This is a genomic window from Caulobacter flavus (assembly GCF_003722335.1).
Taxonomy (GTDB): domain Bacteria; phylum Pseudomonadota; class Alphaproteobacteria; order Caulobacterales; family Caulobacteraceae; genus Caulobacter; species Caulobacter flavus.
Genome location: NZ_CP026100.1, coordinates 2376986 through 2398830 on the forward strand (window position 1 = coordinate 2376986; position 21845 = coordinate 2398830).

Annotated in this window: 13 protein-coding genes and 1 pseudogene; 5 read left to right on the forward strand and 9 right to left on the reverse strand. The window is 69.0% G+C overall.

Features of this window, described 5'->3' with window-relative positions; translation table 11 throughout:
- Positions 1 to 236: 236 nt before the first annotated feature.
- Positions 237 to 875: a hypothetical protein gene (locus C1707_RS26100; RefSeq protein WP_145998296.1), complete on the forward strand. Its 639-nt coding sequence runs from the start codon at positions 237 to 239 to the stop codon at positions 873 to 875.
- 131 nt (positions 876 to 1006) lie between these two features.
- On the opposite strand, the gene C1707_RS11050 is transcribed toward C1707_RS26100, so the two are convergent.
- The 3 genes from C1707_RS11050 to C1707_RS11060 form a co-directional block, all read right to left on the reverse strand.
- Positions 1007 to 1594: a hypothetical protein gene (locus tag C1707_RS11050; RefSeq protein ID WP_164467326.1), complete on the reverse strand. Its 588-nt coding sequence runs from the start codon at positions 1592 to 1594 to the stop codon at positions 1007 to 1009.
- Between the two features lie 309 nt (positions 1595 to 1903).
- Entirely contained in the window at positions 1904 to 2686 is a 783-nt protein-coding gene (locus tag C1707_RS11055) for a DUF1295 domain-containing protein (protein WP_101711493.1), read from the reverse strand.
- Position 2687: 1 nt separating this feature from the next.
- Positions 2688 to 3920: an acetyl-CoA acetyltransferase gene (locus C1707_RS11060; protein WP_101711492.1), complete on the reverse strand. Its 1233-nt coding sequence runs from the start codon at positions 3918 to 3920 to the stop codon at positions 2688 to 2690.
- A 125-nt stretch (positions 3921 to 4045) separates the two neighbouring features.
- Between C1707_RS11060 and C1707_RS11065 the strand changes: the two genes are divergently transcribed.
- The gene (locus C1707_RS11065; RefSeq protein WP_101711491.1) at positions 4046 to 4975 is read left to right on the forward strand and encodes a winged helix-turn-helix transcriptional regulator; all 930 of its coding nucleotides are present in this window, start codon (positions 4046 to 4048) and stop codon (positions 4973 to 4975) included.
- Positions 4976 to 5114: 139 nt separating this feature from the next.
- Here the strand turns inward: C1707_RS11065 and C1707_RS11070 are convergent, their stop codons facing one another.
- The 3 genes from C1707_RS11070 to C1707_RS11080 are packed head-to-tail and all read right to left on the reverse strand — an operon-like array spanning position 5115 to position 10869.
- Entirely contained in the window at positions 5115 to 8234 is a 3120-nt protein-coding gene (locus tag C1707_RS11070) for an efflux RND transporter permease subunit (protein WP_101711490.1), read from the reverse strand.
- Entirely contained in the window at positions 8234 to 9301 is a 1068-nt protein-coding gene (locus C1707_RS11075) for an efflux RND transporter periplasmic adaptor subunit (protein ID WP_101711489.1), read from the reverse strand. The genes C1707_RS11070 and C1707_RS11075 overlap by 1 nt, the downstream gene beginning before the upstream one ends.
- Before the next feature lie 11 nt (positions 9302 to 9312).
- On the reverse strand, positions 9313 to 10869 hold the full coding sequence (locus C1707_RS11080; RefSeq protein ID WP_101711488.1) for an efflux transporter outer membrane subunit: 1557 nt from the start codon (positions 10867 to 10869) through the stop codon (positions 9313 to 9315).
- Between the two features lie 245 nt (positions 10870 to 11114).
- Between C1707_RS11080 and C1707_RS11085 the strand changes: the two are divergent.
- Positions 11115 to 14419 (forward strand): annotated as a pseudogene (locus tag C1707_RS11085) (TonB-dependent receptor).
- A 314-nt stretch (positions 14420 to 14733) separates the two neighbouring features.
- Here C1707_RS11085 and C1707_RS11090 read toward each other — a convergent pair.
- Entirely contained in the window at positions 14734 to 15717 is a 984-nt protein-coding gene (locus C1707_RS11090) for a DegT/DnrJ/EryC1/StrS family aminotransferase (RefSeq protein WP_101711486.1), read from the reverse strand.
- A gap of 200 nt (positions 15718 to 15917) precedes the next feature.
- Between C1707_RS11090 and C1707_RS11095 the strand changes: the two genes are divergently transcribed.
- Positions 15918 to 16550, forward strand: a complete 633-nt coding sequence (locus C1707_RS11095; RefSeq protein ID WP_101711485.1) for a hypothetical protein — start codon at positions 15918 to 15920, stop codon at positions 16548 to 16550.
- 6 nt (positions 16551 to 16556) lie between these two features.
- On the opposite strand, the gene C1707_RS11100 is transcribed toward C1707_RS11095, so the two are convergent.
- Both C1707_RS11100 and C1707_RS11105 read right to left on the reverse strand, forming a co-directional pair.
- Positions 16557 to 18107 carry a class I adenylate-forming enzyme family protein gene (locus C1707_RS11100; RefSeq protein WP_101711484.1) on the reverse strand — a complete coding sequence of 517 codons (1551 nt, stop codon included), beginning with the start codon at positions 18105 to 18107 and terminating at the stop codon, positions 16557 to 16559.
- 154 nt (positions 18108 to 18261) lie between these two features.
- Complete coding sequence (locus C1707_RS11105; protein WP_101711483.1) at positions 18262 to 20340, reverse strand: 3-hydroxyacyl-CoA dehydrogenase NAD-binding domain-containing protein; 2079 nt, start codon at positions 20338 to 20340, stop codon at positions 18262 to 18264.
- A 475-nt stretch (positions 20341 to 20815) separates the two neighbouring features.
- Between C1707_RS11105 and C1707_RS11110 the strand changes: the two genes are divergently transcribed.
- Positions 20816 to 21835 carry an adenosine deaminase gene (locus C1707_RS11110; protein WP_101711482.1) on the forward strand — a complete coding sequence of 340 codons (1020 nt, stop codon included), beginning with the start codon at positions 20816 to 20818 and terminating at the stop codon, positions 21833 to 21835.
- Positions 21836 to 21845: the final 10 nt, after the last annotated feature.

Below are 21845 nucleotides of genomic sequence, written 5' to 3' on the forward strand. Positions count from 1 at the left end.
CCCCGTCATTCCCGCCCTTGTGGCGGGAACCCCTGGTTCCGCTGACAGGTGAGACGCTAGCGAACCGCCTGCGGTTCGCCCCGCCTGCCCATGCGGCGGACAGAGGGGTTCCCGCCACAAGGGCGGGAATGACGGGAGCATTGGAAAGGTCCGCTAAGGGTGGATTGCAGACATTGAGTTTTTAAATGAGCCAGACAAGGTAACGACCTCCAAAACCTCGAAAGCGGACTGACACCATGATCGCTGAAATTGGTGGAGTGTTGAAGGCGCTGGAAAGTCTATCGTCGATAGCAAAGGGCATTAGAGAGATAATTCCAAAAAAATCTAACAACAAGGAATTATTCTTCAAGGAGTATATAGGCCCATTTTATTTAGAAATGACGCCAGTTTTTGATCGATATGCATCGGAAGTGGACGAATTATTGAGGGGTCTATTGAAAGCGAATTCGGAAACGGAGTGGAAAGCGAGCGTCTCTGATTTCGAGTACGCGAGAAATCAAACTCGACAAGGGAGAGCGAAGCTTTTGCCCATTTTGGCGGATACGGGCTCCTACATTACTGGAGAATGGCGTGATGAAGGTCGAATGTTTCCGCAGTTCCTGTTGTCCGAATTCATGCGGTCTGTTGTTTCGTACTTTCTTGCTGGTCACTTCGTTCTGAGCCACGAACCTGTCGAGTTTTCAGACACCTACGACGGACCACGAAATTCGCAACTCAGCATAGCTTCAAGTTTACTGGAAGTGGCTGAGGAATGCCCCTACCCCAACCCCCAGTTGATCAAATTTTCGCGAAAAGCCGCAGAAGTATTGTATAGGAGGCGGACTGTTGTTTCAGCAGATTTTGCGCGCCTGAAGCGATTTTGCACCACTCCATAACGCGATAGAAGCATCAGTAACTCCAGTGCAGGATTGGACTTCCGTTTCCTCTGATCCTCGGACGCGCTGTAAGTGTATCGGCTATTCTGGGCTGCGCCTGGGGGAAGGCGTCAACGTCAGCTCAGGGTCGATCATGGACGTCGCCCGAGCTCGGTTCCGGCGATTGCCTCCATCCGGGTCACCGCGGTCTTCACTTCAGCGGCCGCGCGCCGAACAAGTTCAGGCGTCATTGGGCCGTCAGGCGTCTGGCATTCGGTCACACGGGTCGATCGGTAGAACCACTCGTCGGCTTCCGCCGTCGCGAACTGGGCTTCGAAGCGGGTCGGTCTGACGCGGTTTCTCAGACGCGTCACCAGTTCGCGAGACCCGGCCAAGGTACTGATGCGGTCCTTCTTTCTCGAGAACGGGCAAACCGGCGAAACAATCATTGTCACCCTGCGCGCGAGGTATCGAAACTCGGCGTCCTGCGGGCTCGTGGGCGGACTGTGGAGGCTTGGCTCGCTCGCCAGCGTCGGCGCCAGGACACGCATTCGCGCGAGCATTTCCCGCAGCGCTCCGCGGTCCAGTTCGATCCTCGTTTGGGCCGGAGACAACAGCGCCAACGCCTCGGGGCTGCAGTCTCGAGGTTTCACGGTCACGGCATAGGCCGCGTCGTCGCGCGCAACCTGCAACTGAGACTGGAGGTCGGCGGACGGCCCGCTTCGCTCGAAGTCCGCCAACGCCCCAAGTTCCGACGCAAGCACGCTCTTCCGCTTCAGGTCGGGGAGAAGTCGCAAGGCTCGGCCGCGATTTCGTAGGCGCTCCGTGCGAAGAAACGAAATTCGGCGGCCCTGGCCTCCCTTGCGGCGGGCGGGGGCATCGAGGAGCCGCCTTGCGCCTGCGCCGGCGCATCAGTCCAAATCGGGACGAGAAAACAAGCCAGCAGCAAGACCAGAACAAGGGCATAGGCGGATGGTCGCAGCATGGCCCATGCTGACCATGCGGCTGGTGCGACGGCAACGGGTCGCGAACCAACTCGCCACGCGGCTTCAGGCCTTGCGAGGAAACCACGGCACGAACCCCGACGTCCGCGCCACGTAGGCCGCGTAGTCGGGACGGGTCTTCTTGAGGCGGCCCTCGGTGGTGGGCACGCCGCTCCAGCGGATCAGGGTGAAGGTCAGCAGCATCGGGCCGACGATCGAGGCCGGCCCCCAGGGCAGGGCCTCGGCGGCGATCAGGAACAGGCCCCACCAGGTGCAGGCGTCGCCGAAATAGTTGGGGTGGCGGGTGTAGCGCCACAGGCCCTTGTCCATGACCTTGCCGGCGTTGGCGGGATCGGCCTTGAAGGCGACAAGCTGGGCGTCGCCGACGGTCTCGAAGAGGATGCCGATCACCGCCAGGGCCGCGCCGGCGAAGGCCAGCGGGCCGAGCGGGCCGGGCGCCTGGCCCAGCTGCACCGGCAGGGCGACGACGAACTGCATGACGTACTGCAGGGAGAAGACCAGCAGCAGCGAGGTCTTGGCGAAGCTCCAGCCGCGTTCCTTCTCGGCGTGGGCCAGCATGGCGACGTAGCGGCGGTCGGCGCCGTGCTTGCGCCAGCGCCACAGCAGGTAGCCGCCCAGGCGCGCGGCCCAGACGGTGCAGATCGTCGTCAGCAGCATGCCGCGCGGCGTGGGCGGGCCCTGCAGGAAGGCGGTCCAGGCGATCAGCCCCATGCCCAGCCCCCACCAGGCGTCGATGAAGCTGACGTCGCGGATCTTCAGCGAGACGAGCCAGAGCGCGAGGAAGGCGGCGGCCGAGACGGCGGCGTCGACCAGCAGGAGCTGCAGCATGTCAGGTTCCGATCACCAGGCTGACCGTGGTGGTGGTCGAGCCGCCGATGTTGAGGGTCTGGACGGTGCGGGCGCCGTCGACCTGATAGTCGCCGGCGGTTCCCGTCGTCTGCTTGAAGGCGTCCAGCGCCATGCGCACCCCCGTCGCGCCGACCGGGTGACCCGCGCCGATCAGGCCGCCGGAGGGATTGACCGGCAGCTTGCCGCCCATGGCGGTGTCGCCGGCCTCGATCGCCTTCCAGGCCTCGCCGGGCGCGGTCAGGCCCAGGTGGTCAATGGCCATGTACTGGGTGATGGCGAAGCAGTCGTGGGTCTCGACCGCGTGGATCTCCGACAGGCGGGAGACGCCCGCCCGGGCGCGGGCGTCCTCGATCGCGCGGCGCACTTGCGGGAAGACGTGGCCGCCCGCTTCGACGCCCGCGCGGCTGGCGACCAGCTTGCGGTCGAGGGGGATCGGGGCCGATCGGTGGCCCCAGCCCTTTATGCGCGGCAGGCTTTCCAGCGCGATCCCGCGGGCGTCGGCGTAAGATCGGGCGCGCTCGGGCGAGGCCAGGAACAGCACCGCCGTCCCGTCGGTGACCTGACCGCAGTCCTGCTTGCGGGTGCGGCCCTCGACCACCGGGTTGGCGACGTCGTCGGCGGTGAAGGCCTCGGGCGCGAAGCGCCAGTCGCGGGTCTGGGCGTTGGGGTTGCGACGGCCGTTGGCGAAGTTCTGCGCCGAGATCGCCATCAGGTGCTCGTAACGCAGGCCGAACCGGTCGTCGTAGACCTCTGCGAGGTCGGAGAAGGCGGCGGGCCACAGGAAGCGGGCGTCCTGAAACTCGTGGCCGGTCCAGGCGGCCGCGCCCAGGTGCTCGGCGGCGGTCTGGCCTGGGACGTTGCGCATCTGCTCGATCCCGACCACGCAGGACAGGCCGTAGCGCCCGGCCTCGATCTCGGCGGCTGCGGCGAGGACGGCGCAGCTGCCCGAAGCGCAGGCGGCCTCGTGGCGCATGGTCGGCAGGCCGTCGAGCTCGGGATGCACGAGGCCGAAGAAGCCGCCCAGCAGGCCCTGGCCCGCGAACAACTCGCCGGCGAAGTTACCGACGTGGCCGGTCTCGATGTCGGAAGGGGCGAGGTCGGCGGCGGCAAGTCCCTGCGCCACCGCCTCGCCAAACGCGTCGGCCAGGCCCCAGCCCTGGCGCGACCAGTTCGCGGAGAAGTCGCTCTGCCATCCCCCCAGGATGTAGACCATGGCTGCCTCCGCGCCGGCGAGATTACCCATCCCCGCTCTTGTTAGTCTCGTTATAAAAGCTACATGACGACGAGGCAATCGGCCAAGATTGACAGGCGGCCGCGAACGCTCGCACCAAGGGGAAGATGTCGCCCGAAAACCACAGTTTCCGCACGGTCAGGGCCAGTTCGGCGGCGCGGGCGCTGACCCTGATCGGTGATCGCTGGACGTTGCTGGCGCTGTATGCGGCGTTCAGGGGCGTCAGCCGCTTCGACGGCTTCGTGGCCCATACCGGCATGGCCCGCTCGCTGCTGACCGACCGGCTGGGTCGGCTGGAGGCGGCGGGGATCCTGGCGCGGCGGCCCTATCAGGAGCGGCCGGTGCGGTACGGCTACCACCTGACCGCCAAGGGTCTGGACCTGTTCGACGCGGCCCTGATGATCCTGCGCTGGGACCAGAAGCGCGGCGACGCGCCCACCGATCCGGCCCACCGCGTGCTGCACAGGACCTGCGGCTGCGAGCTGGTGGCCGAGCTGACGTGCAAGGCCTGCGGCGAGGCGGTGAGCGCGCGCAACACCACCGTGGCGCCGGGGCCGGGAGCGGGCCTCGACCCCGCGCCGGGGCCGCGCGCCCAGCGACGTTCGATCGTCGAGGGGGAGGGCGGCATCCCGCCGGTGGCCGAGCGGGCGATCGCGGTGCTGGGCGACCGCTGGACCTCGCATCTGGTGGCGGCGGCGTTCTACGGACTGCGCCGGTTCGCCGACCTGCAGGCCGAACTGGGCGCGGCCAGCAACATCCTGTCGGACCGGCTGGCGCGGCTGGTGTCGCTGGGGGTGCTGGACCGGGTCCGCTACCAGGAGCGGCCCGAGCGCTGGGAGTACCGGCTGACCGACGAGGGGCGCGAACTGTTCCCGCTGATCGTGGCGCTGATGGCCTGGGGCGACCGCTGGCTGGCGGGGCCGGAAGGGCCGCCGGAGATGCTGACCCACACGCCTTGCGGCCAGCGGCTGGAGGCGGTGGTGCGGTGCGCGGCCTGCGGCGGGGTGGTCGGGCCGGAGACGACGGGGCTGGGGTGAGGCGACGCGGCCCCCTCAGTCGCTCCGCGACAGCTCCCCCAGAGGGGGAGCATCTTGCTGGCCGCCGCGCTTCTAGAGCCTCCCCCTCTGGGGGAGGTGGCCCGGAGGGCCGGAGGGGGTCTTCTCCGGCCCCCTTCTACTACAGCCGATCCACCGGCGAGGCCGTGGCGCCCGGCGCCTCGCGCGGGGTCGTCATGCGCGAGAGCTTGGGGGTGATCCAGCGCTCGAAGTCGTCGATGACCTCGTAGACCACCGGCACCAGCACCAGCGACAGGATGGTCGAGGTGATCAGGCCGCCGATCACGGCCACGGCCATCGGCTGGCGGAACTCCGAGCCCTGGCCGAGGCCGAGGGCGGTGGGCAGCATGCCGGCCATCATGGCCAGGGTGGTCATGACGATCGGGCGGGCCCGCTCGTGGCAGGCGTCGATCAGGGCCTCGCGCTGGCTCATGCCCGCGCGCTCCTGCTCGATGGCGTACTCGACCAGCAGGATCGAGTTCTTGGCCGCCAGACCCATCAGCATCAGGAAGCCGATCAGCGACGGCATCGACAGCGGCTGGCCGCAGACCACCAGCGCCACCAGGGCTCCGCTGATCGCCAGCGGCAGGGCCGAGATGATGGTGATCGGCTTGAAGAAGCTGCGGAACAGCAGGACCAGCACGCCGAACACCAGGCCGATGGCCGACAGGATGGCGACGGCGAAGCCGCTGAACAGCTCGGTGAACGCCTCCTGGTCGCCGGCCGAAGCGGGCTCCACGCCCGCCGGCATCTTCTTCATCGACGGCAGCTCGTTGATCTCGGCCAGGGCCTGGCCCAGCTGGGCGCCGCCGTTGAGATCGCCCTCGATGGTCAGCTGACGCTTACGGCCGAAGCGGTCGATCTTGGCCGGACCGGCCTGGAAGTCGATGTCGGCCACGCTGTCGAGGCGGGTGACGCCGCCGCTGGCGGTGGGCACCTGCAGGGCGCCGATCGCCGCCAGGTCCGAGCGCGCGCCGTCGGGCAGGCGGATGCGGATCGGGATGCGGCGCTCGCCCTGGGTCATCTTGGCGACGTTGGCGTCGATGTCGCCGACCGTGGCCACGCGGGCGATGGCGGCGATGTCGGCCACCGAGACGCCCAGGCGGGCGGCCTCGTCGGCGCGGGGACGGATCACGATCTCCGGACCACTGGGCGGCGAGGAGGGGCGCGGGTCGGCCACGGTCTTCAGCGAGCGCATCTCGCGCTCGATCTGCAGGGCGGCCCTGTCCAGCGCCTCGCCGTCTTCCGAGGTGAGGATGTTCTGGATGTCGGCCGAGCCCCAGTCGCTCTGCAGGTTGACGCGGGCGTCGGGAATGTCGCGCAGGCCGGCGCGGATCTCCTGCTTGATCTCCGTGACGGTCAGCTTGCGGTCGCCCTTGAGCACCACGGTGACCGTGCCGTCGCGGACGTCGGCGCCGCTCTGGCCGCCGAAGCCGCTGGCGATGTTGGAGCCGACCTGGACGAAGACGTGCTCGGTCTCGGGGCGGGCCTTGAACATCTTGGTCACCGCCTGGACCGTGCGATCCATGTCGGTGACGGTCGCGCCGGGCGGGCCCTGCAGCTTGATATAGTAGTAGTTGGCGTTGCCGGGCGGCTGGAAGCCGACGGCCAGAACGCCGATCGAGGCCAGGAAGCCGGCGCCGACCAGCGAGCCGACGGTCAGCACGCCCCCCAGGATGAAGCTGATGATCCGGTGGTCCAGCGCCCAGTCCAGGCTCTTGCGGTAGAAGCCCTCGAACGGCTTGCGCGGATGCGGCTTCTTGGCGGGCTTGAGGAAGTAGGCGGCCAGAAGCGGGGTCAGCAGGCGGGCCACGACCAGCGAGAACAGCACCGAGACCGCGACGGTCAGGCCGAACTCCTTGAAGAACTGGCCGGGGATGCCGGGCATGTAGGACACCGGCACGAACACCGCGACGATGGTGAAGGTGGTGGCCACGACCGCCAGGCCGATGGCGTCTGCCCCTTCCATCGCCGCCCGGTAGGGCCGTTCGCCCTTGGAGACCCGTTTCTCGATGTTCTCGATCTCGACGATGGCGTCGTCGACGAGGATGCCGATGACCAGCGTCAGGGCCAGCAGGGTGACGACGTTCAGCGAGAAGCCGACCATGGCCATGAAGGCGAAGGTCGGGATCAGCGACACCGGCATGGCGATGGCGGTGATCAGGGTGGCGCGCCACTCGCGCAGGAACAGGAACACCACCAGCGAGGCCAGCAGCATGCCTTCCAGCAGGGTGTGCTCGGTGGCCTTGAAGCTGGCGCGGGTCTCGTCGACCGTGGAGTAGATCTTGGTGAAGGCGACGCCCTTGCTCTTGGTTTCGAGCGCGAGCACGGCCTCTTTCACGCGGTCCTCGACCTCGACGTCGCTGGACTCGCGGGTCTTCATCACCTGGAAGGCCACGACCGGTTTGCCGTCGAGGCGGGCGAAGCCGCGTTCCTCGCCGGCGCCCTGGCCGACGTCTGCCACGTCGGTCAGCTTCACGTAGCGCGAGCCGACCGGGATGGTGATCTGCTTAAGCTGGTCCAGCGTGTTGGCCGCGCCCAGCACCCGCAGGGTCTGCTCGCGGCCGCCGACCGTGGCCCGGCCGCCGGGGGCGTCGAGGCTGAAATTGGCCAGGGCCTGGTTCAGCTGCGGCGCGGTGACGCCAAAGGCGGCCATGCGGGCCGGGTCGATGATGACGTTGATCTCGCGCTCGGCGCCGCCGACCCGGGCCACCTGGGCCACGCCCTTTTCGCCCTGCAGGGCGCGGGTGACGGTGTCGTCGACGAACCACGACAGCTCGGCCGTGCTCATGGCCGGGGCCGAGACGGCGTAGGTGATGATCGGGGCGCTGTCGATCTCGAGGCGCTGGACGATCGGCTCGTCGACCTCCTTGGGCAGGCTGGCGCGGGCCTGGTCGACCTTGGAGCGGACCTCGTCGGTGACCTTCTGCAGGTCCTCGCCGAGCTCGAACTCGATGGTGGTCGTAGAGGCGCCCTGCGTCACCGACGAGCGGATGGTCTTGATGTTGGAGATGCCCGAGACGGCGTCCTCGATCGGGCGGGTGACCTGGGTCTCCAGCTCGCCGGGGGCCGCGCCGCTCTGGGTGACCGAGACGGTCACGGCCGGGAAGGTGACGTTCGGGAACTGCTTGACCGGCAGCGACAGGTAGGCCCCGACGCCGGCGATGATCAGGGCGATGAACAGGACCGCGACGGGGATCGGGTTCCGGATCGACCAGGCTGAGATGCGGAGTTCCGACATCAGTTCGCGGCCTTCTGGGCGGTCGAAACCGGCTGGGGCTTCACCAGATCGCCGTCGCCGGCGAAGGCGGCCGAACCGACGATGACGCGCGTGCCGGGGGCGGGGCCCTGGACCAGCTCGACCCAGCCGCCGCCGCGGCGGCCGGTGCGGACCGGAACCTGCCGGGCGCGGTTGCCAGCGTCGACCGTCACCACCGACAGGCCGGAAGCGTCGTAGCGGATGGCGGTTTCCGGCACGGCCGTGACCGCCGCGCCCGAGGCGCCGAAGGTGGCCTTGCCGAAGCCGCCGGCCCGCAGGTCCTCGCGCACCGGCAGGCGGATGCGGACCTTGCCCAGGCGCGTGTCGGCGTTGACGCGCGGGCTGACCAGGCGGATGGCGCCGGCGACCTGCTGGCCGCCGGGCAGGGTGACCGTGGCCGGCTGGCCGATCGACAGGCCGGAGAGGTCCTGTTCGTTGACGTCGGCTTCCAGCTCGACGAGGCCGTCGCGGACGATGCGGAACCACGGCGTCGTGCCGCCGCCCGAGATCTCGCCCGGCTTGACCCCGCGCTCGATGACCCGGCCGCCGACGGGGGCGACGATGGTCATGCGGCTCTGGCGGGTCTTCAGCTCGTTCAGCGAGGCGGCCTGGGCCTTGGCGGTGTAGCGGCGGCTCTCGATCTGCTCCTGGCTGAGCACGCCCTGGCCGTCGAGGCCGGAGACGCGGGCGGCCTCGGCCTGGGCCTGGGCGGCCACGGCGGCCTGCTGGTCGATCTGGGCGCGCAGCAGGGTGGCGTCCAGCTGCACCAGCGGCTGGCCAGCGCGGACGTAGTCGCCCTCGTCGGCATAGATGCGGGCGACGCGATAGCCCGAGAGCTCCGAGCCGACCACGGCCTCGTCGCGGGCCAGCAGCACGCCGGAGGCCTCGATGCCGCCGCCCAGGGGGCGGGTCTCGACCCGGCCGACGCTGACGGCGCGGGCCTGGCTGGCCGGGGCCTTGCCGTCGGTCTTGTCCTTGTCGCCGCAGGCGGCCAGCACCAGGGCGGACGCGGTCAGCAGGGCGAGCGCGCGGGCGGAAGTCATCGTCATGGTCTGGGTTCTCATCGCGAGGCGCGTTCGGAGGACGTGTCGGCGGGCTGGGCGGCGGCGCGGGGCGGCAGCGGGGCGGGCGCGTCCGGGGACCAGCCGCCGCCGAGGGCCTTGTAGGTCTGCACCGCCCGCAGCAGGGCCTGGGTCTGGGCGCCGGTCAGGGCGGTGCGGGCGCTGCGCCAGCTCTGCTCGTTCTGCAGGTTCGTGGTCTGGTCGGTCAGGCCGGCGGCGTAGCCCTTGCGGCTGGCGGCGTAGGCGCTGGAGGCGCGGGCCTCGCCAGCCTTCAGCAGGGCGACGCGGCGCTTGTCGGACGCCAGCTGGGCCATGGCGTTCTCGGCCTCGCCATAGGCGGTCTGGATCGCCTTCTCGTAGGCGACGGCGGCCTGCTCGGTGCGGGCGTCCTGGGCGTCGATCTCGGCCAGCAGCTGGGGAATGTTGAGCACCGGGATCGAGACGGCGCCGCCCAGGGTCCAGGTTCCGGTGGTGGTCGAGACCGTGCCGCCGCCGGCGCCGCCGGAGCCGAAGTTGAAGGCCGGCGAGACGCTCTTGGCCCAGCCGACGCCCGGGGTCAGGGTGAAGGTCGGGTATAGGGCCTTCTGGTTGACCTTGAGGTTGCCCGCGGCCGAGGCCAGGCGGGCCTGGGCCTCGCGGACGTCGGGACGGCGGGCCAGCAGTTCGCCCGGCACGGCGGCGGGGATGGCCGGCGGTTCGGCGAGGGCGGCGTCGACGTCGAGGCTGGCCAGCGGGTCGATCCCGCGGCCCACCAGGATCAGCAGGCTGCGGCGGGCGGCCTGCAACTGGCCTTCCAGGTCGGCGGCCTGGGCCTGCGACTGGGCCAGGGTGGCGGCGGCGCTGTCGGCTTCGGATCCCGCCGACAGGCCCCGGCGGGCCTTCTCGGCGGCCAGGTCGAGCAGGCCCTGGCTGATGCGGGCGCCCTGCCGGGCGTCCTCCAGCTGCACGGCCAGGCCCTTGGCCTCGAAATAGGACTGGGCGACGTTGGCGGCCAGGGCCGCGCGGGCGCCCTCGTAGGCGAAGCGGGCGGCGGCCAGGTCGTTGTTGACCACCTGCAGCCCGGCCTTGCGGCGGCCCAGATAGTCGAGCTCCCACGAGACGTCGAAGCCCAGGCTGTAGTTGTCGGTGTCGCCGCCGAGGGTGAAGCCCTGGCCGCTCTGGTCGAGGATGTCGGTGTGCTGGCGGCTGGCCGCGCCCTTGACCTGCCCCGAGGGGATGAACAGCTGACGGATCTGGCCCTTGCGCACGGCGCGGGCCTCTTCCAGCACGGCCGCGGCGCTGCGGGCGTCGGGACTGCGTTCCAGCGCCGTGGCGATCAGGCCGTCGAGCTGCGGATCGTCGAACTGCGTCCACCACCGGTCGAGGGCGGCGGCGGGCAGGGGCGTTCCGGCCGGGGCCTCGAAGGCGGCCGGCAGGCGGGTGTCGGGCGTGCGGGGCGCGGTGGCGTTGCAGCCGGCCAGGGCCAGGACGGCCAGGCTGGCGCCCACACCAAGGCCGGCCCGCGCGAGCAGGCGCGCGGCCAGGCGTCGGCGATCGGCGGTCGCGTCGAAACTCATCAAGAAACCTACCCCACTTCCGGACGACCGCCCCTAAACGGACAAACTGGACCGTCGTTCGCTCAATTAGGGCGACTATTCACAAGAAAAAAGCCTGTCTCGCCAAGACGCCGACTGATTTTCCCATGGTTGCGGTCACTACGTAGGACGGTCACGCCTTTGCTCGCACGGCGGGCGCCCAAATCTGTCAGCAGGTTGGCAGCCGAACGCGACGGTTTTTCCAGGCGTCGGATGGGTCGCCATCGTTGCCGTTGGATTACGGGCGGTTGACGTTTTCGAAAAACATACCCAATCATCGAAACGTTCGTTCGACTCTTGCCGGCGAGGCGGCTCGCTCAAAGGTCGAGCAGTTGAAAAGCTTTGCGTACAAAGTATCCGGCGAGAGGGGGATCCCAAGGTTGTCGGCACCGAAGTTCGCATCTTCCAATTTCGAAAAGCGTGACCGTTGCGCGGCGGGCGGCCGCGTTTCGTCGTCGCGCGCGGAGGATTTCGCCGAAACCTGAGAGAGATCCGCCCTCGCCCAAGCGCTCCAGACAAGAAGAGAGACCGGGAGAGGGAAATGACCAGGAAGACCTATCTGCGCGCGGGCTCGGCCTGCGCGTTGGCGGCGGCGCTCGCCGCAGCGGCGGGGGCGGCCAGGGCCCAGGAAAGCACGCAGGTCGAGGAGGTGGTGGTCACCGGCTCCTTCATTCGCGGCACGCCCGAGGACGCGGCCCTGCCGGTCGACGTGATCGGGGCCGAGGAACTGCAGAAGCGCGGCTCGCCCTCGACGGTGGAGCTGATCAAGTCGCTGTCGGTGTCGAGCGGCGTGCTGGGCGACACCAACCAGTTCGACAGCCGGGCCCAGGGCTCGGAAGGTTCGGGGTCGGTGAACCTGCGGGGGCTCGGCTCGCAGCGGACCCTCGTGCTGCTGAACGGCCGGCGCCTGGCGATCAACCCGCTGGCCTCGGCCGGGGCCGGCATCGTCGACACCAACATCATTCCCGCCGCCGCCATCGGCCGGCTGGAGGTGCTGAAGGACGGCGCTGCGGCGACCTACGGCTCGGACGCCATCGCCGGCGTGGTCAACTTCATCACCAAGAAGAACGTCGACGGTCTGGAGGTCGGCGCCGACTACCGCGCCATCGACGGCTCGGACGGCGACTACGGCCTGAACCTGACCTACGGCAAGCAGTGGGAAAACGGCGACATGCTGGTCAGCGTCGGCTGGCAGCATCGCTCCAAGCTCAGCGTCGCCGAGCGCGACTGGGCCAACCAGTCCTATCTGTCCAACCCCGAGGCGGGCTGGTCGGCGGCGGGCAGCCCCTCGACCTTCATCCCGGCGGCCAGCACCACCAGCGGCATGCGCGATCCGGCCTGCGCGGGGCTGGGCGGCTATCCCGGCTTCAGCGGCCTGACGCCGGTCTGCTACTGGCACTACACGCCGTTCGACAACCTGGTGGAAAAGTCCAACGCCGTGCAGGTCTACGGCGAGATCAACGCGCAGCTTTCCGAGACCACCAAGTTCCACGTCGAGGCGCTGTACGCCCATACCGACGTACCCGACTGGAACACCTCGCCGTCCTATGCGGCGCTGGCCGTGCCCACCGCCGAGGTCGCGCCGATCCCGCAGCTGGCCGGACGCTATTTCGTGCCGGCGACCAATCCGGGCCTGATCGCCTTCATGGCCGCCAATCCGACGGTGATGCTGACCAACCTGGGCACGGGCGCCCAGACTGCGGCGCCAGGCACGATCTTCGCCGGCGGGGCGCTGAACGTCGCCAACCGGCCGTTCGGCATCGGCGGCAACCCGGCCTTCGGCTATGGCCCGTCGATCGGCTCGCGCTCGTTCGACGCCTACCGGGTGTCGGCTGACCTGAAGGGCGAGTTCGGCGACGGGATCGGCTGGGAGGCGGCGGTGACCTACTCGCAGGAGGTGGGCATCCGCACCGGCTACGACACCCTGGTCAACCGCTACGCCCTGGCGCTGCGCGGGCTGGGCGGCCCCAATTGCGACTCCAGCCCTTCCACCCCTGGCATCCAGGGCACACCCGGGGTCGGCGGCTGCCTTTACTTCAATCCGTTCGCCAGCGCCCTGCCCAGCAACGCCATCACCGGCGCGGCCAATCCGGGCTACGTCTCGACCCTGGCCAACAGCAAGGAGCTGGTCGACTGGTTCTTCCAGAAGCTGTCGACCAAGCAGACCTCGCGGCTGTTCGTCGCCGAGGCGGTGCTGAACGGCAAGACGACCATCACCCTGCCGGGCGGCGACATCGCCTGGGCGGCGGGGATGCAGTACCGCCGCAGCTACTTCACGGCGACCTACAACGACATCTCCAACGCCCTGATCAACCCGTGCGTCAACACGCCGGACTTCGGGGTGACCACCTGCACGGGTTCGGCGCGCAACGGGCCGTTCATGTTCTTGGGCGTGGGCACGCCCTCGGACAATCAGAGCGACGTCGTAGCGGCCTTCGGCGAGCTCAGCCTGCCGATTACCGAGGCGCTGCAGGCCCAGCTGGCCGCGCGCTACGAGGACTATGGCGGCGCGGTGGGCTCGACCTTCAATCCCAAGGCCTCGGTGCGCTGGCAGGCGACGCCGTGGATGGCGGTGCGAGCCTCGGCCGGCTCGACCTTCCGCGGACCGCCGGACCCGCTGACCACCACCACCTCGGTGACCTCGCTGCAGGGCATTCTCGGCGTCTTCCGGGCGGTCGACATCTTCGGCAACCCCAACCTCAAGCCCGAGAAGGCCAACACCTACAATGTGGGCCTGCTGTTCAAGACCGGGGCCTTCAAGGCCAGCGTCGACTACTTCCGGTTCGACTTCAAAAACCCGATCGTCGCCGAGCCGGTGGCGGGCATCACCAATGCGATCTATCCGAACGGGGTGGCCGGGGCCAACAACTGCGCCGATCCGGCTTATGCCGCCCTGATTGCACGCTTCACCTTCAACGGGGCCTGCGGCTCGCCCGCCAACATCGCGCGGCTGAAGACCTTCTACATCAACGGCGCGCCGGTGGAGAACTCGGGCTTCGACTTCTCGGCCGACTACAGCTTCGCCGGGGTGCTGGGCGGCGATCTGGCCGTCGGCGGCACGGCGACCTGGGTCCAGAAGTACGAGGTGGGGGCGACCAGCGTCGAGGGCGTGGTGGTCGAGAAGGCCTTCGACGCGGTGGGCCTGCTGAACTACCAGACTACCGTCGTGCCGATCCCGGAATGGAAGGGCCAGGTGTTCGCCGAGTGGAGCCGGGGCGCCCACAACCTGCGCCTGACGGTGCACTACATCGGCAAGTACGACGACCAGCGCACCGCGCCGTTCGCGACCGGGGCCTACAAGGACACCGCCGGCGCGGCGGTGACGGTGTCGAACGGCAAGACCATCGACGCCCAGGTGCTGACCGACCTGGCTTACCGGGTACAACTGCCCCGGGACGCGACGGCGACGGTGGCGATCACCAACCTCTTCGACCAGGACCCGTCCTACGCCCGGCTGGACCTGGGCTACGACCCGTTCACCGGCGACCCGCTGGGCCGGACCTACAAGTTCAGCCTGCGCAAGAAGTTCTAGAGCGCGTTAGGCGAAAGTGTGAGCGGTTTCGCCGACTAACGCGCTCTAAGTATTTGATTTAGAGCCTTTTTAGACGCCTCACATGATTCCATGTGAGGCTAAAAGGCTCTAGGGATCCCCGCCTCGGGGAACTGACGGCGGCCGGCCTTCCTCCTGCCGGTCGTCCTGGGCCGGGGACGAAAGTCTCCGGCCTTTCTGTCGCCCGCCTTGCGGGCGCCCCCTCAGTCGCTCTGCGACAGCTCCCCAGCGGGGGAGCATCTGGATCCTCCCCCGCTGGGGGAGGTGGCCCGGAGGGCCGGAGGGGGCCTTTCAGCTCAGATCTGCGCCACGGCCCGCCGAACCGCCTCGGCCAGGTCGTCGAGGTCGGCGATGTCGAGGTCGGCGCCGAAGGGCAGGCCCAGCATCTTGCCGGCCAGGTGGTCGACGACGGGAACCGTGTCGGCCTGCACCTCGGGGTCGCGCACGCCGACGCAGGTGACGAAGCGGCCCTCGACGGCCAGCAGGGCGGCGACGGCGGGGGCGCAGCCTTCGGCGACGCTGACGACGCAGGCGCTCGACACCCACGACAGGCCCCAGCCAGGCTGGAAGGCGACGGGCGAGCCGAGCAGCAGCATGCGCAGGCGCTGGGCGTTGGTGGCCAGTTGCTGGCGCTTGAGCGGCCAGCCGTCCAGGCCGTCGTCGCCCTCGAAGACCGGGGCGGTCAGGCGGGCGATCAGCTCGGCGTCCTCGGCGGCGACGAACACGCCCGCTCCGCCGGGCAGGCCGACGACCACGGGGACGGGCGCGTCCATGATCACGTCGAAGCCGAAGGCGGCGTCGACCACCACCGGCAGGCCGGTCTCGGCCTGGAAGGCGGCCAGGGCCAGCAGGTCGGGGGCGCGGCCGAAGGCGCAGGTGGTGACGATGGCTTCCAGCGGGCAGGGGGCCTCGGCCAGGCGCTCGCGCAGGTGGGCGGTGTCGACCATCCAGGTGAACGGGTCGACGTCGACCAGCCACGGCGTCAGGCCGGCGGCGGCGACGCCTTCCAGGGTCTCGCGGCCGGCCAGGGCCGAGACGATGCAGACGCCGCCGGGGCGCGCGCCCTGGGCGGCCAGCAGGTCGGCGGTGGCGGCGGCGCGGTCGGCGCAGGCGCGCACGGCGGTGGTTCGGGAGAAGCGCAGGGCCAGCCGGCCGTTGAGGTCTTCGCAGGTCAGGCCGCAGAAGGCCTTGCCAAAGGCCTCGAAGTCGAGCGGCGCCGAAGGGGCGGCGGCGACGGGCTTCGGCTGCGACGCCAGGACGGCGGCTGAAAGGCTGGACATGCGAGACGCTTCCGCAACGAACCGGCGCCGACAACCCCGACGGCGCCCTTATGGTTAACCGAACGTATCGAGTGACTCGGCCTGTCCAGATGCGGCGCGCCGTCGCGGCGGAGATTGCGGTTTTTCCGGGTTTTGCGGGGTCTGGACGGGACGTGAAGCCGGCGGTTGCGGATCGGCCGACGCAGGGCATAGCTTGGGCCATGCCCCGACCTCCCGACCCGATCTCGCGCCTGCCGCCGCCGTCCCGCCTGCGGGCGCTGATGCAGGCCCTGGCGGTGCTCGACGCCATTCTCAGTCCCGAGTGGGTGTATCGCTACTATTCGTTCGACACTCGCTGGGGCGAGGGCCAGGCCATGGGCTCGATGCGCAATGGCCAAGGCGACGACCTGTTTGCGCTGTTCGACGCGGCTGGCGTGTTCATCAAGGGTCTGGATCACGAACGGCTCACGCACGAGGCCGCTCCCGGGGCGCTCTATTCGAGCGTGCCGCCGGTATTCGAGGCGGGAGTCAACGAGCCCGCCTTCTCGCCTGATCGGGCGACCTTCTGCTGCTGGCGCGGGTCTGGGGACGAGGGCTGGAACTGGTCGAGCCAGGGGGCGCCGGACGGAGACGGGTCGGACTGGATGCTGTCGGTGCTGGACGGCGATCCGGAGAGCTATCTGGACTTCGCCCGGCAGTACTACGAGGTCGAGCTCGATCTGGATCTGGTGAGGCTGATCTACCGGCACGCGCCGATCACCCCCGAACTGGCGGGCAGGCTCAACCCGGACATCGATTTCGAGGCGCTTCAGGCGGACCTGGAGGAGATCGGCTATCCGGCCTCGCCAGCGTAAACTGGCCTAGCCTTTCGCGCTCCACCCGTCCCGCAGTTCGCGCTTGAGCACCTTGCCGATGTGGCTGCGGGGCAGGGCGTCGAGGAGGACGAGGTCGGCGAGGCGCTGGGTCTTGCCCAGGCGCTGGTTGGCGAAGGCGCGGACGGTTTCGGCGTCGACCGCGGCGCCGGGCCGCAGGGCCACGAAGGCCACCGGCGTCTCACCCCAGGCCTCGGACGGCACGCCGACCACGGCGGCTTCCAGCACGTCCGGATGGGCCGCGATCACCGCCTCCAGGTCGCTGGGATAGATGTTGAAGCCGCCGCTGATGATCATGTCCTTCTTGCGGTCCATCAGCGTCAGGAAACCCTCGGCGTCGAAGCGGCCGACGTCGCCGGTACGGATGAAGGCCAGGCCCTCGGGGCTGGTCCAGGCCGCCTCGGCGGTCTTGCCTGGCTGGCCGTGATAGCCGTTCATCATGCCAGCCGAACGGCCGACGATCTCGCCGACGACGCCTGGGCCCACCTCTACCCCGTCCTCGTCGATCAGGCGTATGTCGTGGCCGGGGGCGGGCTGGCCCACGGTGTGCAGCTTGTCGGGATGCTCGTGGGCCATGAGGATGCAGGTGCCGCCGCCCTCGGTCATGCCGAAGTATTCGACCAGGCCGCCGGGCCAGCGCTTCAGCACCTGCGCCTTCAGTTCGGGTGCAAAGGGGGCGCTGGTGCAGAACTTGAGGCGCGTCGACGACAGGTCGAAGGCGTCGAAGTCCGGATGCGCCATCAGGCGGCGGTACTGCACCGGCACCAGCATGGCGTGGGTCATGCGGTGCTTTTCGGCCAGCTCCAGGAAGCCGCCCGCGTCGAACTTCCTCATCAGCACGACGGTCCCGCCGCCGGCCAGGGTGGGGAAGAAGCAGACCAGGGTGGTGTTCGAATAGAGCGGGGTCGACAGCAGGGCGATCGCGTCGGGCCCATAGCCGACGGCGTCGCCCCGGAAGACGTGCTTCCAGCGCATGCCGTGCGACTGGACGATGCCCTTGGGCGCGCCGGTGGTGCCGCTGGAATAGATGATGTTGAACGGATGCTCGGGGGCGATCTCGACGGGCGCGGGGCTCGCGCCCTCGGGAGCCAGCCAGGCCTCGAAGGTCTCGCCGGCGTCCGAGCCGTCCAGGGCGACGACGCGGGCGTCGACCGGCGCGGGCTTCTGGGCCTGCGCCACGCCGGCGTCGACGAAGAACAGTTTCGAGCCGCTGTCGGCGACCATGCCGGCGATGGCCTCGGGCGTCGACGAGGGCGCGAGCGGGGCGACGGCGACCCCGGCCCGCAGGCCGCCCAGGAACAAGGCCGCATAGGGGATGGACGACAGGGCGCAGACGGCGACCGCCTCGCCCGGCGCCACCCCGTCGCGCTGCAGGGCGGCGGCGACGCGGTCGGCCAGGGCGTCGAACTGGGCGTAGGTGACGGTTTCGCCGGTCTCCATGATCACGGCGGGGCGGTCGGGTGCTTCGGCGGCGCGCTCACGCAGGATGTCGCCCATCACGCCGTAGTCGGCGGCGATCATGGAGGGGATGGTCGGCATGCTTTGCTCCTCTTCTCCCTTCCCCTCGAGGGGAAGGGCCGGGGATGGGGGTGAATGCTGAGCTGGCGGCGCCAGGAACGCTGCGCGTTCACCCCCATCCGACCCGCTTCGCGGGCCACCTTCCCCCATCAAGGGGGAAGGGCGTACATTGGCTTCAGGCGTCCTTGAAGCCCTTGCCTTCGGCGACCAGCCGCTCCAGCAGCGCCGAGGGCTTGAAGTCGTCGCCGTGCTTTTCCTGGAAGGCCTTCATGCCGGCCAGCACCTTGTCGAGGCCGACGAGTTCGCCCCAGAACATCGGGCCGCCGCGATAGACCGGCCAGCCGTAGCCGTTGATCCAGACGATATCGATGTCGGAGGCGCGGATGGCCTTGCCTTCCTCGAGGATCTTGGCCCCCTCGTTGACCATCGGGTAGAGGCAGCGCTCGAGGATCTCCTGGTCGCTGATCTCGCGGCGCTGGATCTGGCGCTTCTGCGCGAAGTCGAGGATCACCTTCTCGACCTCGGGGCTGGGCTTGGCGACGCGGTTCTCGTCGTAGTCGTAGAAGCCCTTGCCGTTCTTCTGGCCGCGGCGGTCCATCTCGCACAGCACCTCGCGCACGGTCGAGGACGAGGTCTTGGCCGGGTCCCAGCCGATGTCGAGCCCGGCCAGATCGCTCATGGCGAACGGGCCCATGGGCAGGCCGAACTCGTAGAGCACGCGGTCGACGTCCCAGGGCATGGCGCCTTCGAGGATCAGCTTCTGGGCCTCGCGCTGACGCTGGGCCAGCATGCGGTTGCCGACGAAGCCGAAGCAGACGCCGACCAGCACGCCCACCTTGCCGATGGTCTTGGACAGCTTCATCGCCGTGGCGATCACCGACTTGTCGGTCTTCTCGCCGCGCACGATCTCGAGCAGGCGCATGACGTTGGCCGGCGAGAAGAAGTGCAGGCCGATGACGCTCTCGGGACGGCTGGTGACGGCGGCGATCTGGTCGACGTCGAGATAGGAGGTGTTGGTGGCCAGGATCGCGCCGGGCTTGGCGATCTTGTCGAGCTTGCCGAAGACGTCCTTCTTGATCTCCATCAGTTCGAACACGGCCTCGATGATCAGGTCGCAGTCGGCCAGGTCCTCCAGGTGCATGGAGGGGGTGAGCAGCCCCATGCGCTTTTCGACGTCGTCCTGGGTCAGGCGGCCCTTCCTGGCGGTGTTCTCGTAGTTCTTGCGGATGATCCCGACACCGCGATCGAGGTTCTCCTGCTTGGCCTCGATGATCGTCACCGGGATGCCGGCGTTGAGGAAGTTCATCGAGATGCCGCCGCCCATGGTGCCGGCCCCGATGACGCCGACCTTCTTCACGGGAATGGTCGAGGTGTCGTCCGGTACGTCGGGGATCTTGGCGGCCTGGCGCTCGGCGAAGAACACGTAGCGCTGGGCGGCCGACTGACTGCCGGTCATCAGCTCCATGAACAGCCGGCGCTCTTCCTTCAGGCCCTCGTCGAAGGGCAGGTTCACCGCCGCCTCGATGCACTTGATGTTGTTCTCGGGCGCGAGGAAGCCGCGGAACTTCCTGGCGTTGGCCTTGCGGAATTCGGCGAAGATCTCGGGCTTGCCGCGCGCGGCCTCGACCTTGTCGGAGAGGTCGCGGACCTTCTTCAGCGGCCTGCCTTCGGCCAGGACCACGCGGGCGAAGGCGATCGCGCCGTCGCGCAGGGCGCCTTCCTCGACCAGGCTGTCGAACAGGCCCATGGCGAGCGCGGCCTTGGCCGGCACGTGCTGGCCGCTGGTGACCATCTCAAGCGCCTTCTCGACGCCGACGATGCGCGGCAGGCGCTGGGTTCCGCCGGCGCCCGGGAGCAGGCCGATGTTCACTTCCGGCAGGCCGGCCTTGGCCGAGGGCACGGCGACGCGGTAGTGCGCGACCAGCGCCACCTCCAGCCCGCCGCCCAGGGCCGTGCCGTGGATCGCGGCGACCACGGGCTTGGGCGCGTTCTCGATCGTGTTCTGCACGTCCTGCAGCGAGGGACCGGTCATGGCCTTGCCGAACTCGCTGATGTCGGCGCCGGCGATGAAGGTCTTGCCCTCGCAGATCAGCACGATGGCCTGCACCGCGGGGTCGGCGATCGCGGCCTCGAAGGCGCCCTTCAGCCCCTCGCGGACCTGGGCCGACAGCGCGTTGACCGGGGGAGAGTTCAGCGTGACGACGCCGATGTCGCCTTCGACGGTCAGATCGGTGACGGCGTTGATCGCGGCCATGCGGTTCCACCCTTTTCGGTTCGTTTGAACGCTTGTTTGACTAAAGCCAGCACGACGGCGCGCCAGAGTCCAGAGGGCGCGGACGGCGCCGCTTTTTCGGGCGCCGCAGGTTGACGGCGCGTGCGTCGTACTGGACATTCGAAGGGTTCAGTTTCGGTCGAGAGAGCGCCTGCCGGCGCGGCCGACGTGACGCCACGTCGGCGCGTAAAGCCCGCGTTCCCAATGATAATCGACCAGACTGGGGAGGGAGTTCGCACCAGGACCGGCCGTCCGCCGTCGCTTGCAGGCGTGCGCGACATTCCAAGACCGTTTCAGGCGCGGGCGCGACGCGGTGCATACGACGCGTCGAAACTTTGAGGTGAAGCGCACCTCGGCGCGGGGGCCATGCTCCCGCGCCGCCTTGTGCCCGGGGTCCCTTGGGTGCTCACGGCCCTTTGGCTTGACCTCGCCGCCCGGCCGACCGAATGGACATTCCATGACCGACACCACGCTCGAAGCCTTCGCCCGCGGCCTGCCCAAGGCCGAACTGCACATGCACATCGAGGGCAGCCTCGAACCGGAACTGATGTTCGCCCTGGCCGAACGCAACGGGATCACCCTGCCGTACAAGTCGGTGGAGGAGATCCGCGCCGCCTACGCCTTCTCGAACCTGCAGGACTTCCTGGACATCTACTACCAGGGCGCGGGCGTGCTGATCACGCGGGCCGACTTCAGGGACCTGGCGCTGGCCTATTTCGAGCGCCTCGCCGCCGACGGCGGCGTGCATGCCGAGATCTTCTTCGACCCGCAGACCCATACCGAGCGCGGCGTCGCCTTCGAGACCGTCATCGACGGCCTGCTGGACGGCATGGCGCAAGCCGAAGAGCGCCTGGGCGTGACCTCCAAGCTGATCCTCTGCTTCCTGCGCCACCTGTCCGAAGAGAGCGCCTTCGAGACGCTGGAGCAGGCCAGGCCCCACCTGGCCAAGATCGCCGGCGTGGGCCTGGACTCCTCGGAGGTCGGCCACCCGCCGGCCAAGTTCGCCCGGGTGTTCAAGGCCGCCCGCGACCTGGGCCTCAAGATCGTCGCCCACGCCGGCGAGGAGGGACCGCCGGAATACGTCTGGGAAGCCATCGACCTGGTCGGCGTCGACCGCATCGACCACGGCAACCGCGCCCTGGAGGACGAGGCCCTGACCCAGCGCCTGGTGAAGGACGGTACGACCCTGACGGTGTGCCCGCTGTCGAACCTGAAGCTCTGCGTGGTGCCGGACCTGACCGCCCACCCGATGCGCCGGATGCTGGACCTGGGCCTGAAGGCGACGGTGAACTCCGACGACCCGGCCTATTTCGGCGGCTATCTGCTCGACAATTATCTGGAGACCGCCAAGGCGGTGGACCTGACGCGGGACGACCTGGTGGTGCTGGCGCGCAACAGCTTCGAAGGCTCGTTCCTGGACGAGGCCGAGAAGGCGCGGCGCCTGGCGCAGGTGGATGCGTACGCGGCGGGGAGCTGAGCAAAATCCC